We start from the raw sequence: 14711 nt of genomic DNA on the forward strand, positions 1-14711 counted from the left end.
CATGAACACCGAACCCTCCCAGCTTCCCGTCGCCGTCATCGGCTCCGGTCCCGTCGGACTGGCCGCCGCCGCGCACCTGCTCGAACGCGGACTGACACCGGTCATCTTCGAAGCCGGGGACGCACCTGCCTCGGCCGTCCGCGCCTGGGGGCACGTCCGGCTGTTCTCGCCCTGGCAGTACGACGTCGACGCCGCCGCCCGCCGCCTGCTCACCGGCACCGGCTGGCAGGAACCGGATGCTGACACGCTGCCCACCGGCGCGGAACTCCTCGAGCAGTACCTGCTGCCGCTGGCCGCCGTCCCCGCCATCCGCAGCACCCTCCACACCAACAGCGAAGTTGTTGCCGTCAGCCGGGAAGGCCTGGACAAGACCCACACCGGCGGACGGGACACCACCCCGTTCCTGGTCCGCGTCCGCAACTGCGACGGCACTACTGCCGATCACCGGGTGCGCGCCGTGATCGACGCGTCCGGCACCTGGAACACTCCCAACCCGCTGGGCACGGCCGGACTCGCCGCACCGGGGGAGGCCGAAGCGTACGGCGAAGGCTTTATCACCGCCCCGCTGCCGGATGTTACCGGCCGGGACCGTGCCCGGTTCGCCGGCAAGCACGTGCTGGTTGTCGGTGCCGGCCATTCGGCAGCGAACACGCTGCTGGCACTGGGGGAGCTGGCCGAGCAGGAACCGGACACCCGGATCAGCTGGGCCATCCGCCGGTCCTCGGCGGCAAGCGTGTACGGCGGCGGCGACCTCGACGGGCTGCCCGCCCGCGGCGCGCTGGGCAGCCGGTTGCGGACCCTGGTCGAGGACGGCCGCATCGAACTGCACACCTCGTTCACCATCACCGGGTTCAAGAGCGCCGACTCCTTGACCGTCGTCGGGACCACCCCGCGCGGGGAGACACAGCTGGACGTGGACCTGCTGGTTCCGGCCACCGGCTTCCGCCCCAACCTGGACATGCTGCGCGAAGTCCGGCTCGACCTCGACCCGGCCGTGGAAGCACCGCGGGCGCTCGGGCCGCTCATCGATCCGGAATTCCACAGCTGCGGCACCGTGACACCGCACGGAGCCCGGATGCTGTCCCACCCGGACAAGGACTTCTACATCACGGGTATGAAGTCCTACGGCCGGGCACCCACATTCCTGATGGCCACCGGCTACGAGCAGGTCCGCTCCATTGCCGCAGCACTGGCCGGGGACCAGCAGGCGGCCGACGACGTCCAGCTGGTCCTGCCCGAAACCGGGGTCTGCTCCACGGATCTGGGTGGCAGCTGCGACACGGTGGCCGGCTGCGACGCTGACGGTGCTGCTGATCAGGGAGAGGTGTCCTGCTGCGGGACTCCGGAACCGGCAGCTGCTGCGGTTGCTGCGGCTGACTCCTGCTGCGGGTCTCCGGCGCCGGAACCTGCGGCACTGGAAGTTGCCTCGTGCTGCGGAGCTCCGGAGGCGGAAGCTGCGCCGGCTGCTGACTCCTGCTGCGCGGCGCCGGAACCTGCGTTCCTCGGCATCCCGACGGGTCTGGAACACGGTCGCTCCTCAGAACAGGGGAACTAGTTCCGGATACCATGCCGTAGGTCCCACCACACGTCGTCACCGAAGGAACCATTAGATGAGCAACAGCGCGAAAGGGTGGCTGCTTCTGTCCGCAGCCATCCTGGCCGAAGTGACGGCGTCGCTCTCGCTCAAGGGAGCGCTGGACCGTCCCGGTCTCTATGCCGTGGTGGCGGCTGGTTATCTCGGCTCTTTTGTCCTGCTCGCCGTCGTACTGCGCACCGGCATGGCCTTGGGTGTCGCTTACGGCGTCTGGGGAGCAAGCGGTGTCGCATTGACCGCAATCGGCTCCCTGCTCGTCTTCGGAGAGCCGCTCACCCTCCTGATGGGTATTGGTATCGCCGTGGTCGTCGCCGGGGTGCTGTGCGTAGAACTTGGGTCCCAAGCGGCGCATAAGAAAGCCGATACGGCGTAATGGCCTACTTGTTCCTGATCGGCGCGATCGTCTTCGAAGTAGCCGGCACCGTCTGTCTCCGCCTCGCCGTCGACCGCAGGCGCTGGTACGGCGGGGTCGCCGTCGGCTACGTGGTTGCGTTCGTGATGCTCACTCTCACCCTCGCCAACGGCCTGCCGTTGGGCGTCGCTTACGGGATCTGGGCGGCGGCGGGCGTCGCCCTGACCGCCGTCCTCGGCAAGGTCCTGTTCAAGGAGCCCTTCACCTGGCTGATGGGCCTGGGAATAGTTCTTATTGCCGGCGGTGTCCTGCTTATCGAACTCGGCGCCGGCCGCTGACCGACAGCAGGATCGGTCCGGCGGCAGCCGCAGTAGGTTTCGGGTTTGACCTGCTCGCTGCCGTCGACGAACACTTCGGCACCGGCCTGCAGGTGGTCCGCCTGCATTTCTAAGGCAGGGTTCCGCCCGAGACTTCGGCTACCGCTCCGCGGCCGCCCGCTGGCGCCCGGCATGGGTGCGGGCCTTCATCCGGTTGCCGCAGACTGCCATGGAACACCACTTGGCGGTGCCCGGCCTGCTCCTGTCAATAAGGAACAGGTTGCACTCGTCGTTGGCACAGGCCCGGAGGCGGCCGGGATACTCCTGGACCACGCGGGACCAGGCAAGTGCCGCACGGAAGGCTAGGCGCTCCTCCTCCGGTGCACGCACTTCCCAGCGGAGTCCCTGCGGAGTGACCCGGGGGACCAGGACCCCGTCACCGAGTGCCGATGAGAGGCGGGACAGTGCGTCCCCGGACCCCCGGACCGCGTCCTGCAGGCACTCCCGCATCCGCCGCAGACGTGCAAGCTCGGACGGCGAACCGGTGCCCCCATACAGCGCAGCAATCTCCCTGCCTGATATGCCGGACAGCTCGTCGGTGGGGCGGCCGGCGACGACGGGTGCGCTGTTGAGCACCGCAAGCAGCAGGTCTTCATCCTCGAGCATCGGGTTCCTTTCACCTGGGTGCACGGCAAGGTTTCCATGGTAGCGTCCACGTAACCTGTAAAACCAATGATAGGGGTTAGTCCATGGTTACCGTCCATCACCGCACTGTTTCCGTCAACGGCCTAGACGTGTTCTACCGCGAGGCCGGCCCCGTGGATGCCCCGGTGCTGCTGCTCCTGCACGGATATCCCACAAGTTCACACATGTTCCGCCACCTCATCCCCAGGCTCGCCGGGGAATACCGGGTCATCGCACCGGACGCCATCGGTTTTGGCCGCTCCGCCGCGCCGTCAGCCGATGAGTTCTCCTACACCTTTGCCTCACTGGCCGATGTAACGCGCGGTTTCCTGCTGGAACTCGGCGTGGACGCCTACACGGTCTACACCCAGGACTACGGCGCCCCGATTGCCTGGCGGCTGGCGCTGGCCAACCCGGCAGCGGTGGAAGGGGTGATCTCGCAGAACGGAAACGCCTACGAAGAGGGATTCGTGCCGGACTTCTGGGCCCCCATCTGGGCCTACGGTGCGGACCCTTCCCCGGAAAACAAGGCGGCCCTGCGCCCTGCGCTTGGCCGGGAGGCAGTTGAATGGCAGTACAAGCACGGTGTTCCCGACCCCACCGCCGTGGACCCGGACGCCTGGGAGCACGATCTGGCGCTCCTGGCCCGCCCCGGCGTCGACGAGGCCCAGTTGGCGCTCTTCGGTGACTATCACACCAACCGGGCACTGTATCCAGCCGTCCATGAATGGCTGCGGTCCACCCAGGTTCCGGTGCTTGCCGTGTGGGGAGCGAACGATGAGATCTTCGGTCCCGCCGGAGCGCAGGCGTTCCTCCAGGACGTCCCTAAGGCCCGGGTGGAATTGCTGGACGGCGGCCACTTCCTCCTCGAGTCTCACCTCGATGAGGTTGCGGACATCATCCTCGACTGGCGGTCAGGGTTCTGACCGGCGGCGCCGGGAAGCATGTAACGACGTCACGGGTGTAATCACGGGCGAGTCTCAAATGTACGGGCCGTAACCCGGTGAGATATTTAGGGTTGCACCTTCCGTAGCGTTATATGCTCCGGTGGACTCACGTCCTGTCCCGGTAAGGAAAGGCCCAGCTCATGCTCTCTCCCTTTAGCTCGCCGCGTCAGGTCACGATCAGTGACGCTGCATCATTCCTCGGCACCACGCCGCAGGCCATCCGTCACTACGAGGAGATTGGCCTGCTCCCCGTGCCCGAACGGGACAGCGGCGACCGCCGCTACGGCCATGAAGAGATGATCCGGCTGCTGTGGATCCAGAAGATGGCCGACGCCGGGATCGCCTTGGATGACATCCGTGACGCCTTCGCCGGCAGGGCTCCTGCCGGTGCCGACAACGACCATAGCGTCGCTGTTGTACAGCGCATGCGCACCCCGGAAGGCAGGATCAGCCTGCTCTCCGACTTCGTCAGCAGCCGTCTCAAGGGCCTGCCCGAGGGCTCGCTGCGCCAGGCGGACCTGGACAATCTGCTGGTCATGGAGCGGATCTTCGGCGCGCTCGGTGCGGCCGTCAATGCCGGCCGGTACGTCGCCTTGGCCACCCACCCGGGTCTGCGCGAGGAATCCGACCGCGTTGATGCCGCCGAAGAGGCTCTCGATGACACGATCGCCGTTGACGACCCCCTCGTGGCGCAGGTGGCTGACAAACGGCACGCTTTCGAACTGGTGCTGCAGGCCGTCATCGAGGACTCCGGCCTGGCGCAGAGCGACGAAGAGCTCTTCGACTCCTGGGAGGCATTGCACCCCGCTACCGCTGATGAAGGTGAGGGCGAAGGTGAAAATGAAGCCGGCCAGGGCACTGACAGAGGGGAAAAGTGTGTGAGCCTCGTCGAGGCCGTTGGAATGATGCCCTACGACTTCTCTCCGGCCCGCCTGCGCTGCATGGAACTGGTCCAGGAACTTGCCGCCCACGAGTCACCCGCTTCCTAAGTCGGTCAGGACGTAGGTGGTCGACGCCGCGCCGTGAGCCGGGTGTGCGACGGCAGACCTACGCACGCCTGTCTCGTGTCCGGCTCATTTGTGTGACCCAGCGCACGCCCTCTAGGGTGGCTTGGAAGGTGGCCTAATTACTTCGACGAGCGGGGGAATCGATATGGGTACTGGACCCAGACACACGGTTAGAGGCGGGCTGACGGTGGCGCTGACGCTGTCCCTCGGCCTGGCGGGGTGCAGTACCAGCGGGCCGAAGGAACAGGCCGCCACGACCACCGCGAGCCCGTCGAAGAGCGCCTCGCCGCGCCCGACGGCGTCTCCCACGCCTTCCGCAGCGGTATCGGTCACATCTGAACCCTCCACGGCTCCGGTGGAAGCCACTCCGGCACCGGCCCAGGCCGGTGTCCCCAACCCCCAGCCGCTGAGCCCGGGGCAGAGCCGGGAGGACCTGATCAAAGCCGGTGTGTCGCCCGAGGAGGCAGCCGCCTGGCCCATGCTGGAGCAGGTGACCACCGAGGTGGCCCAACAAATCATCGCGGACTCTCTGCAGAACAGCCCGGACCTGATGTATGACGTCTTCGACCTGGGTGGCGGCAGCTTCGAGGTGAAGGTGCGGTCCCGGTCCATCATGGCGCAGGGCGGCTCCGGCACCGTGGGGATCTACACCGTGACCCCGACCGGCGGATACTCGCTCAAATAGCTGACGCGTTGCTGCCGGTCCGGGTGGGAACCTGGACCGGCAGTGACCGGCAGCGTCAGCTGCGGCGGTGCTTAGGCCGTTTCGTCAGCCACGCGGATGAGGACCTTGCCGGTGGTGCCGTTCTCGACGGCGTCGTGCGCGGCGGCAGTTTCCTCGAGCGGGAACCAGGTGAGGGGGAGTCCGGCGGATTTCCCCACGGGCAGGGCGCCGTCCTGCAGTGCGGCGGTGATGTCTTCCGCTGCTGCATGCTGCGCGGCGGAACCCACCGTGTAGATCAGCACACCCTGCCAGCGGACATTCTTCGCGAAGCTCGCAACGATTGGTGCCGTGAACTCCTCGCCGTTGTTATTGGCGTAGTAGGCGATGCTGCCGTGGTTGGCGATGACGTCCACATCCAGCGCAGCGTTCTGGCCGGGGGACACCTCGACAATCTGGTCGACGCCGTCCGGGGCGATCTCGCGGATGCGGTCGGCCTCCGCATCATCGGGGTAGCGGACGATGTGGTGGGCGCCGGCGGCCCGGGCGAGCTCTGCCTTGGCGTCACTGCTCACGGTGGCGATGACGGTGGCGCCGGCCCAGACGGCAAGCTGGATGGCGGCGTGCCCGACGGCACCGGCTCCGCCCTGGACCAGGACCATGCGTCCGGCAAGGGCTCCCGGTGCGAGGCGGGCGGGGCCGTTCTCATGGACGGTGAGGGCGCGGTGGGCGGTCATCGCGGGTACGCCGAGGCTGGCGGCCGCATCAAAACCGATCCCTTCCGGAAGCCGCACCGCGCGGTCGGCGGGGAGCACGGCGAACTCCTGGGCGGTTCCGGTGGGACGGCCATGGGCTGCGAGGTACACCCACACCCGGTCGCCCGGCCCCAGGTCGGTGACACCTTCGCCTACTGCATCGACGACGCCGGCTCCGTCCTGGTTCGGCACCACCTCGGGGAAGGCAATGCCCGCACCGGCACGGGCCTTCCAATCGGTGGGGTTCACGCCGGAGACCGTGATGCGGACCCGGACTTCGCCGGGGCCGGGAGCGGCTGCTTCCCGGTCTACGAGCGAGAGGACGGAGGAGTCACCGGTGCTGGAGTAAACGATTGCTTTCATGGGGAGTAGAAGAAACCGTGCCCGGTTTCTATTCCCGGGAGCGGCCGAAAGGGGGGTCTGCCAGTACCCCGGCCTGCGGGGGCACTGGCTGAAGCTTTGAGGGCTCAGTAGATTCGCGACTGACCGGTCCGGACCCTGCCCCGAGTTATCGCCACATCACGTAACCAACTCGTTTCTTGAGGAGCTTGCCATGGTTTTACCGTTTGAGGTTGAGGCTCGCCAGACCCGGACCGTTAGTGCCTACGCTGCGACATCTGCCGCCGAACCGCTTGTCGCCACCACGATTGAGCGGCGCAGTGTTGGCGCCAAAGACGTGCTCATCGAGATCGCCTATGTCGGCATCTGCCATTCAGACATACACACTGTCCGGGGTGACTGGGGACCGGTGCAGTATCCGCTGACAGTGGGCCACGAGATCGTAGGGGTCGTCAGTGAAATTGGCGCAGACGTCACACTGCACCAAGTGGGCGACCGCGTTGGCGTGGGGTGCCTCGTCAATTCCTGCCGTGAGTGCGCCAATTGCCGCGCAGGTGCCGAGCAGTACTGCCTTAACGGCAGCACCGCTACCTACGGTGCGGTGGACCGCGACGGGACGATCACCCAGGGCGGATACTCGACGCACATCGTAGTGGTGGAGGACTTCGTGCTGAGTGTTCCGCAGAGCATCCCGTACGCAGCGGCCGCGCCCCTCTTGTGCGCCGGCATTACGACCTATTCACCACTTGAGCACTGGAATGCCGGCCCAGGCAAGAAGGTGGCCGTCATCGGGATGGGCGGACTCGGCCACATGGCGGTAAAGATGGCGCATGCCATGGGCGCGGAAGTCTCCGTTCTCTCGCACTCGCTTAGCAAGCAGGAGGATGGTCTGCGGTTCGGTGCTGAGCACTACTACGCCACGAGCGACCCGGCCACATTCGATACGCTCGCCAACACTTTTGATCTCATCATCAACACGGTGAGTGCGAAGATCGACCTGAATGCCTACCTCTTGCTGCTCGCCCTCGACGGAACCATGGTGAACATCGGTGCGCCGACGGAGGTCCTGCCAATAGAGGTGTACACGCTGTGCAGCAACCGGCGCTCATTCGCCGGCACGGGCATTGGCAGTATCCGGGAGACCCAGGACATGCTGGACTTCTGCGCCGAGCACGGCATCGCGCCCGAGATCGAACTCATAGCCGCCGACGCCATCAACGATGCCTACGGGCGGGTGCTTGCGTCCGATGTGCGGTACCGCTTCGTTATCGACACGGCGACACTTCCGGCAGTTGAAGCGGGGCAATAAGCCGCCTCGAAGCCGCAGCCTCGAGGCGCACCGACGCCGGGCCCTCCCGTGCGGGACCCCTTCCGGATCTACCCGCGGCTAGCCGGCCTTGATGACGGCGCGGCAGCTGCGCAGGAAAGATGCGGCAAGTGCGTCGCTGTCGCCGTCAAGGTAGCCCGCGACCATTGCTCCGGAGCGAATAAGCACCAGATCCTCGGCCACCGCGTTCAGGTCGGTGGGAGCCAGGGGGCGGACGATTTCGACGAACGCAGCCTTCGACCAATCGCGGTGGTCACTGATCGTTTTACGGACCTCGCTGGCCGGGTCCGGATATTCCGCAGCGGCGTTGATGAAGGGGCAGCCACGGAATCCGGGCTGGCAGGACATCTCACGTAATGCGTCCGCGATGAGCTGGAACGTTTTGTCGGCGTCACCGCCGGAATGTTCCACCGCAGCGGCAATTCCCTCGCGCTCAATTTTTGCCCGGCGCTCCAAGTGCGCCACCACCAGGTCGTCCTTGCTTTTGAAATGCCGGTAGAAGGTCACTTTGGTCGTGCCGGCACGCTCAATCACCTTGTCAACGCTGACCGCCCGCAGCCCCTCGGCGTAGAACAGCTCAGTCGCGGCTTCGACGAGGCGTTCCCTCATCGATACCTTCACAGCCTCCGCCATGACTTTTCCTTCCCATTGCCCTTGCGTACCTCTGTAATCCAGATTACAGTCCATCGAAGTAGAGTGACTAGTCATTCTACCACCGAACCGGCGGACCGCCGGGCGGCTTCACCTCCAACGAAAGGACAACGCACATGTTGAACAATTCACCCCTAGTGGGGACCACCACCGATTTCGAAACCGTGCCAACCTCCGACTTACCGACCATCGTGCTGGTGCACGGTGCATGGGCAGATTCCTCCAGCTGGGAGCCAGTGATCAGCGGGCTCCGGTTTGCAGGATTCCCGGTCCGGGCCATTGCGAACCCGCTGCGGGGCGTGGAACACGACACGGCCTACCTTGCCAGCTACCTGGCGGCGATCGACGGTCCCGTGGTGCTTGTCGGCCATTCGTACGGCGGCGCCATCATCACGAATATCGATACGAGTGCCTTCGACATACGGGCCCTCGTCTACGTCGCGGCCTTCATCCCCGCCGCGGGGGAGACCGTCGGCCAGCTGGCCGCACAATCTTCGACCCCGCTGCCCCTGGTGACAGTCGAGACGCCGAGCGGACCTGAAGTGCACATCAGTCCGGAAGGCTTCCACGAGGCGTTCGCCGCCGACGTCGACGAGCTCACCGCTGGCGTCCTCGGCATCATCCAGCGTCCGGCAAACATACGTGCGGTCGCGGAACCGATCACCCGTGAGGCCTTCCGCACCGTGCCTGCCTACGTACTGGTCACCACCGCGGACCGGGCCATCGACCCGGACGTGCAGCGGATGATGGCCGGCCGTACCAACGCGGCCGTCATCGAGGTCGAGGCATCCCACGCCGTCATGGTCAGCCTTCCCTCGACCGTCACCGGACTCATCGTCCAGGCCGCGACGCCGGTACATGTCCGCTGACCCCACAAACACTTCCCACACAAACACTTCACAACAGAACGGAACAACGAACATCATGAGCACCCTCACGCAGAACCCGCCGGCCATCGCGCCGGCCCTTCAGAAGCTGTACTTCGTCCGCTTCGGATTTGCCATCGTCTGGGCAGTCCTCATTGCGCTGACCGCCTCCACTCTCGGCCCGGTCAGCATCGCCCTGCTCGTCCTCTACCCGCTGTTCGACGTCGGGGCCGCCGTCGTCGACCACCGCGCCTCCCGTGCCACGCGGCCGGGACCGCTGCTCCTGGTAAACATGGCGCTCAGTCTGCTGACCGCCGTCGCCCTCGGTGTGGCAGTCACCTCGGGAGTGCCCGCAGTGCTGGTCGTGTGGGGTGTCTGGGCCGTCACCGCCGGTGCCGTCCAGCTCGCCGTAGCCATTAGCCGCCTGCGGATGGGCGGACAGTGGCCGATGATCCTCAGCGGCGGCATCTCCACCCTCGCCGGCACCGGGTTCATCCTGATGTCCGGCGGATCTTCGGCGTCCCTCACCGGCGTCGCCGGCTACGCCACCCTCGGCGGTATCTTCTTCCTGCTCTCGGCAATCCGGTTGCGGCGTATCGCGAAGGCAGGCGCAAAATGACCGGGACTACTGCAGACGTCATCATCATCGGGGCCGGACCGGTCGGGGAGAACGTAGCCGACCGCATCGTCACCGGTGGGCTGAGCGCCGTGATCGTGGAATCCGAGCTCGTCGGCGGGGAGTGCTCCTACTGGGCATGCATGCCCACGAAGGCACTGCTGCGGGACGCGGCCGCACTCCGGGCCGTCCGGCAGCTGCCCGGTGCCGCCGCCGCAGTGACCGGGGAACTCGACGTCGACGCCGTGCTGGCACGGCGTGACCGGTTCGCCTCGGACTGGAACGACGACGGCCAGGTCGCCTGGCTCCAGCAGGTCGGCATCGGGCTGGTCCGCGGCCACGGGCGCATCAGCGCCCCGCGGACCGTGGAAGTCACCGGCCGGGACGGCACCGTCAGCACCCTAACGGCACGGCACGCCGTCGTCGTCGCCACCGGCACCAGTGCCGCGGTTCCGCCGATCCCGGGGCTGGCGGACGCTGCTCCCTGGACCAGCCGGGAGGCGGTGTCGGTGAAGAAGATTCCGGAGCGGCTCGCGATCATCGGCGGCGGTGTTGTCGGTACGGAAATGGCCACCGCCTTCAGCGCACTGGGAGCGGCGGTGACGCTCATCGCGCGCGACGGCGTCCTCCCCAGAGTCGAGCCGTATGCCGCCGAACACGTTATTGCCTCCCTCGAGAGCAACGGCGTGCGGGTCATGACGGGCGCCAGTCCCACCCAAGTCACCCGGGATGCCGGCGGAACCGTGCAGATTGCACTGGCAGGCGGCGAGGTCATCAGCGCGGACGAGGTCCTTGTCGCCACGGGGCGCCGGCCCAACACCGGCGGCCTCGGGCTCGAAGACCTCGGGCTCGCAGCCTCCGGCCGGCTGAACGTTGACGAGACGCTGCGGGTGACCGGTCCCGGCGGCACCGTGCTCGACGGCGGGTGGCTGTACGCCGCGGGCGACGTCAACGGGCGGGCGCTGCTCACCCACCAGGGCAAGTACCAGGCCCGGGCTGCGGGGGACGCGATCGTGGCACGGGCAACCGGCGCCCCGGTCGAAGACTTCGCGTGGGGCCGGCATGCGGCCACCGCCGATGTCCGGGCCGTTCCGCAGGTCATCTTCACCGACCCTGAGATCGCCTCCGCCGGACTCACCCTGGCGGGCGCCACTGCCGCCGGGCTCCGGGTCCGTTCGGTGGAGTACGACCTGGGAGCCGTCGCCGGTGCCTCCCTGCATGCCGACGGTTATGCCGGCCGCGCAGGCATCGTCATCAACGAGGACACCAACACGATCGTCGGGTTCACCGCCGTCGGACCCGACGTAACCGAGCTGGTGCACGCCGCAACCATCGCCATCGCCGGGGAAGTACCTCTTGACCGGCTCTGGCACGCGGTGCCGGCTTATCCGACGGTCAGCGAAGTCTGGCTCCGGCTGCTGGAAACCGCAGGACGGTAGACAACCGCCCGGCCCGCACGGAAACTGCTACCACCTTCACCACGATCCCTCGAAAGGAAAGACCGCTATGAGCACCAAGATCACGCTTGTTATCAACAATCCCGCAGACCCCGAGGCCTTTGAGGCTGCCTACAAAGGCATCGCCGACAGTGCCAAGCAGCTTCCGAAGCTGCGCCGGTACGAGGCCGGAAAGGTCTGGCCGAAGGAGGACGGTTCTCCCACTCCTGCCCACCGGACCCTTGACCTGTACTTCGACAGCTACGAGGACGCCTCGGCTGCGGTAACCACCCCCGCCGCCGGAGACCTCTTCGGTCAGCTCACGGCGACCAAGACCACGTTCATGGGCCTGTTTTCGGAGGTGGAAGAGGGCTAGGCGGCGGACTGTTGCCGGCTTTTGACGCTGATTCGCCTGGTCTCGATGCCCGTGTTCCCTCACCGGAACACGGGCATCGGCTTTTAAACCGGTCCGCCGGATCCGCGGTCCCTTAGCCGCTAGCCCGCGAGGGAATAGTGCGACACCGTGTGGTCACGCTCCAGCAGGAAGCGGTCGTCCTCGGGATAGAAGACGGCCCGGCCGACGTCGTCGCCCGCGAAAGCGCGAATCGCCTCGAGGGATACCCATAGCGAGACGGTGACAATCTCGCTGCGGTCCTCGTCCAGGCTGCGGGTGAGAATCCAGGCCCCGAGGTTACCGGCCGTGGCGCGGTATTCGTTGATCCCTGTCCGTTGCACGTACTCGACGTACGCCTCAAGGTCCGGGCTGCGCACAACGCCCCGCCATGTCCGCACAGTACGCATGGAGGTCCCTCCGAAGATGGCGGGCTTCCGACTCCACCCCGCCCCAGGTGCAGGAGCCTAACGCCGGCCGGGTTGGGCGGCCAGAGTGGGACGGTTGCAGGGGGTGCCGTCGACGAGGAGGAATGCCACGTTATTTGGCCGAGATGGTCCGGACGATTTCGGCCGCAGCAGCTTCCACAGCGGGATGGTCGAGGGTGAGGATCTCCGGGTCGCCTTCCACGGACAGGGATGTCCAATCCCATAGGCCGATCGAAGCCCATTGGGATCCGTAAAAGGACCACCAAGAGACGCCGTCGTGTTGATTGGTCTCAAAGATAGTGCGTGACCATTGTTGCGTTACCGCGTATTCGCGCGTGACGATTTGGCTGGGCCGGAGACCGAGATCCAGAAGAACGCCAGGGTCATCCAGATCAAGCAGCCTTGGTGTACCCACATATTTCACAAGAGCTTTCCGGCTGCCGGCTGGTGCAGCACGCGGAACATCCAGCACCGCCGGTTTCCATATCGGAAACCGCCCCAGTGCTTCCGCGACAGCCGCTTCGGGGTGGGAGCCTACGTACAGCACCAGATAATCCCGGGTAGGATCGTCCACCCTGCCGTTACCCTGGTCCGGCCACACGAACAGAGGATGCCCGTTCTCACTGGCATCCGTAGCCGAAGGATCCCAGTTCAGGACGCGGTAGAACTCCATTTAGGCGAATGCGCCCTGCTCGTAGGACTTCATCGCGTCAATAAGCCTGGCTGGCCCCTCCTGCGTGAAGACGTCGATGGGCCGCGCCCGTAGGAAAGGGTCGCTGCCCTCGAGCCACAGTGCCGCCTGGTCGGGGGTAAAGGTGGTCAGCAAATGGCCAACCAGTGTATCCAGATCAGCAAGCTTGGCGCGGTTGGTCTCGGACGGGCGGTCGACACCGGCGATCCAGCGGCCAGGCCGGTCCTGAGAAACAGCCAGGAGCTTAGCGGTGACGTTATTACCCAATGCCTCCACCACCCTGCTCGCTACCGCCTGTGGGCCATACGCGTCAACGTCCCTGATCGCCTTCACCTGCACGTTGCGCCCGGCCGGCTTGCGCGGGCGCTTTGGTCGCCCGGAACTAACTACGGAGGTTCCTTTCGGGAGGACACCGCGCCCTTTGTGAATCTCGACGTCCAGGCCGCCGATACGTACCGTGCCCGTAAAGTCCTCTACTGCTGCACTCATAACCCAACAGTAAGTGTTTGGTTGTTCCCAAGCAAGGGTTATGTGTTTCGGAGTGAGCCCTCCAGGTCGTAGACCATCTCCGGGTCGCGGTCGAGGATCCGGTCGCGCATTTCGCACTTGAGGACCTCCAGATGGGCCAGCTCGGCGGTTGTTTTGTCCGCCTTGGCGGTGAGTTCGATGAATTCGTCCGCGACGATGCCTTCGTCCCGGAGCACGCACGTGACGGTGGCGTCCCCGGCGCTGATTTCGAACACGTAGCGGGCCAGGGTGTTGCCGCGCTCGGGCCGGGCGAGTTCCGGCAGTACGGCGAACCGGTCGCCGGTGACGGCGCGGGTGACGAGTTCGAAGGCGTCCCGGCCGCCGGGCCCGCCGAAGGGGGTGCGGATCCGGATGGCGCGGCGTTCGACGCGGCCGTCGGGGGTGCGGGCGGAAAGTTCCGGAAGGGCCCGGCCGAGTGCGGCGAAGGCATGCGCGACGCCGCCGGGGAAGCCCGGGCCGTGGTACTTCATGCAGTCGGCGAAGGTGAAGTTCAGTTCCACGCCGTCCTCCCACACGGTGACCGTGCGTTCGGGGTGGGGGACCGGCGTCGGTTCGGGGCGTTCGGGTGTCGCTGCGTGCTTGCTCATGTGGGGTTTTACTCTCGGTGCGGGGGATCTGGCCATCAAAAACTTTACCTACCTGCCGGTTTATGCGCCCAGCCGGGCTACGCGGAAGCCGGGGACGGTAGTGCAAGGGGTGGTCCCGTCAGGCCCCCGGCTCAACAAGGCCCTGGCTGCGGAATGCCAGGGTGCGTAGCGTCTCCAATAGATCGTCCGAGCCAGCCTTTTGACTACGCGTGACGGCCGCAATGAGTGGACAAGCCCAATACAAGAGGGAGACAACGCCATGTCGACACCGGACAACTATGAAATCGCGCGTCGGCGCGTCATTGCGAAAACGGTCTACAAGGGGGTGGTCGGACTCTGGATAGTTCTCGCCGCCGTCCAGATCGCCATCTGGTACTTCACGACGCCGGGCGGCTATTTCTGGCCGGCATGGCCGATCCTGGGGATACTCATCGCCGCAGTCGCCTGGGGGATTCCCATTTACACCCGCCGTCCGGCCGTTTCGGACCGGCGTGTTCAGGCCGAACTGGCTCGGATGCAGGGCGACACCTAAGA

At 66.1% G+C, this 14711-nt stretch carries 19 protein-coding genes; 12 read left to right on the top strand and 7 right to left on the bottom strand.

The window, feature by feature from the left end:
• The first annotated feature begins 1 nt into the window (after nucleotide 1).
• From QNO03_RS01145 to QNO03_RS01155, 3 genes are read left to right on the top strand one after another with little or no spacing between them, the layout of a single operon-like run.
• Nucleotides 2–1555, top strand: coding sequence for an FAD-dependent oxidoreductase (locus QNO03_RS01145; RefSeq protein ID WP_289601423.1), 1554 nt, complete (start codon nucleotides 2–4; stop codon nucleotides 1553–1555).
• 55 nt (nucleotides 1556–1610) lie between these two features.
• Complete coding sequence (locus tag QNO03_RS01150; protein WP_229947861.1) at nucleotides 1611–1967, top strand: DMT family transporter; 357 nt, start codon at nucleotides 1611–1613, stop codon at nucleotides 1965–1967.
• Complete coding sequence (locus QNO03_RS01155; RefSeq protein ID WP_229947864.1) at nucleotides 1967–2284, top strand: DMT family transporter; 318 nt, start codon at nucleotides 1967–1969, stop codon at nucleotides 2282–2284. The genes QNO03_RS01150 and QNO03_RS01155 overlap by 1 nt, the downstream gene beginning before the upstream one ends.
• Nucleotides 2285–2422: 138 nt before the next feature.
• Here QNO03_RS01155 and QNO03_RS01160 read toward each other — a convergent pair whose 3' ends face one another.
• Nucleotides 2423–2929, bottom strand: coding sequence for a CGNR zinc finger domain-containing protein (locus tag QNO03_RS01160; RefSeq protein ID WP_289601425.1), 507 nt, complete (start codon nucleotides 2927–2929; stop codon nucleotides 2423–2425).
• An 83-nt stretch (nucleotides 2930–3012) separates the two neighbouring features.
• Here QNO03_RS01160 and QNO03_RS01165 point away from each other — a divergent pair, with 83 nt between their 5' ends.
• The 3 genes from QNO03_RS01165 (at nucleotide 3013) to QNO03_RS01175 (ending at nucleotide 5586) form a co-directional block, all read left to right on the top strand.
• Nucleotides 3013–3873, top strand: a complete 861-nt coding sequence (locus tag QNO03_RS01165; protein ID WP_289601427.1) for an alpha/beta fold hydrolase — start codon at nucleotides 3013–3015, stop codon at nucleotides 3871–3873.
• A gap of 161 nt (nucleotides 3874–4034) precedes the next feature.
• On the top strand, nucleotides 4035–4883 hold the full coding sequence (locus QNO03_RS01170) for a MerR family transcriptional regulator (protein ID WP_289601429.1): 849 nt from the start codon (nucleotides 4035–4037) through the stop codon (nucleotides 4881–4883).
• A gap of 163 nt (nucleotides 4884–5046) precedes the next feature.
• Complete coding sequence (locus tag QNO03_RS01175; protein ID WP_289601430.1) at nucleotides 5047–5586, top strand: hypothetical protein; 540 nt, start codon at nucleotides 5047–5049, stop codon at nucleotides 5584–5586.
• A gap of 71 nt (nucleotides 5587–5657) precedes the next feature.
• Here the strand turns inward: QNO03_RS01175 and QNO03_RS01180 are convergent, their stop codons facing one another.
• Complete coding sequence (locus tag QNO03_RS01180) at nucleotides 5658–6680, bottom strand: NADPH:quinone reductase (RefSeq protein ID WP_289601431.1); 1023 nt, start codon at nucleotides 6678–6680, stop codon at nucleotides 5658–5660.
• 190 nt (nucleotides 6681–6870) lie between these two features.
• On the opposite strand from QNO03_RS01180, the gene QNO03_RS01185 reads away from it, so the two are divergent.
• On the top strand, nucleotides 6871–7965 hold the full coding sequence (locus QNO03_RS01185) for an NAD(P)-dependent alcohol dehydrogenase (protein WP_289601432.1): 1095 nt from the start codon (nucleotides 6871–6873) through the stop codon (nucleotides 7963–7965).
• A 78-nt stretch (nucleotides 7966–8043) separates the two neighbouring features.
• On the opposite strand, the gene QNO03_RS01190 is transcribed toward QNO03_RS01185, so the two are convergent.
• Nucleotides 8044–8616 (bottom strand): TetR/AcrR family transcriptional regulator, encoded by a 573-nt coding sequence (locus tag QNO03_RS01190; RefSeq protein WP_289601433.1) that lies wholly within the window; start codon nucleotides 8614–8616, stop codon nucleotides 8044–8046.
• A gap of 134 nt (nucleotides 8617–8750) precedes the next feature.
• Between QNO03_RS01190 and QNO03_RS01195 the strand changes: the two genes are divergently transcribed.
• From QNO03_RS01195 to QNO03_RS01210, 4 genes are all read left to right on the top strand, one after another.
• Entirely contained in the window at nucleotides 8751–9503 is a 753-nt protein-coding gene (locus QNO03_RS01195) for an alpha/beta fold hydrolase (protein ID WP_289601434.1), read from the top strand.
• A 55-nt stretch (nucleotides 9504–9558) separates the two neighbouring features.
• A complete protein-coding gene (locus QNO03_RS01200) occupies nucleotides 9559–10119 on the top strand; it encodes a hypothetical protein (protein ID WP_289601435.1) in 561 nt (186 codons plus the stop codon).
• Entirely contained in the window at nucleotides 10116–11555 is a 1440-nt protein-coding gene (locus QNO03_RS01205; protein ID WP_289601436.1) for a dihydrolipoyl dehydrogenase family protein, read from the top strand. The genes QNO03_RS01200 and QNO03_RS01205 overlap by 4 nt, the downstream gene beginning before the upstream one ends.
• A gap of 67 nt (nucleotides 11556–11622) precedes the next feature.
• Nucleotides 11623–11928 (top strand): EthD family reductase, encoded by a 306-nt coding sequence (locus QNO03_RS01210; RefSeq protein WP_229947898.1) that lies wholly within the window; start codon nucleotides 11623–11625, stop codon nucleotides 11926–11928.
• Between the two features lie 119 nt (nucleotides 11929–12047).
• Here the strand turns inward: QNO03_RS01210 and QNO03_RS01215 are convergent, their stop codons facing one another.
• From QNO03_RS01215 to QNO03_RS01230, 4 genes are all read right to left on the bottom strand, one after another.
• Nucleotides 12048–12353, bottom strand: coding sequence for a hypothetical protein (locus QNO03_RS01215; RefSeq protein ID WP_289601438.1), 306 nt, complete (start codon nucleotides 12351–12353; stop codon nucleotides 12048–12050).
• Nucleotides 12354–12483: 130 nt separating this feature from the next.
• Nucleotides 12484–13044, bottom strand: coding sequence for an RES family NAD+ phosphorylase (locus tag QNO03_RS01220; RefSeq protein WP_289601439.1), 561 nt, complete (start codon nucleotides 13042–13044; stop codon nucleotides 12484–12486).
• A complete protein-coding gene (locus QNO03_RS01225) occupies nucleotides 13045–13551 on the bottom strand; it encodes a hypothetical protein (RefSeq protein WP_229947909.1) in 507 nt (168 codons plus the stop codon).
• A 38-nt stretch (nucleotides 13552–13589) separates the two neighbouring features.
• Nucleotides 13590–14177, bottom strand: coding sequence for a hypothetical protein (locus QNO03_RS01230; RefSeq protein WP_289601441.1), 588 nt, complete (start codon nucleotides 14175–14177; stop codon nucleotides 13590–13592).
• Between the two features lie 259 nt (nucleotides 14178–14436).
• On the opposite strand from QNO03_RS01230, the gene QNO03_RS01235 reads away from it, so the two are divergent.
• Nucleotides 14437–14709 carry a hypothetical protein gene (locus QNO03_RS01235; protein ID WP_229947913.1) on the top strand — a complete coding sequence of 91 codons (273 nt, stop codon included), beginning with the start codon at nucleotides 14437–14439 and terminating at the stop codon, nucleotides 14707–14709.
• The last annotated feature ends 2 nt before the right edge of the window (nucleotides 14710–14711 follow it).

Source organism: Arthrobacter sp. zg-Y877 (assembly GCF_030373105.1).
Classification (GTDB): Bacteria; Actinomycetota; Actinomycetes; order Actinomycetales; family Micrococcaceae; genus Arthrobacter_B.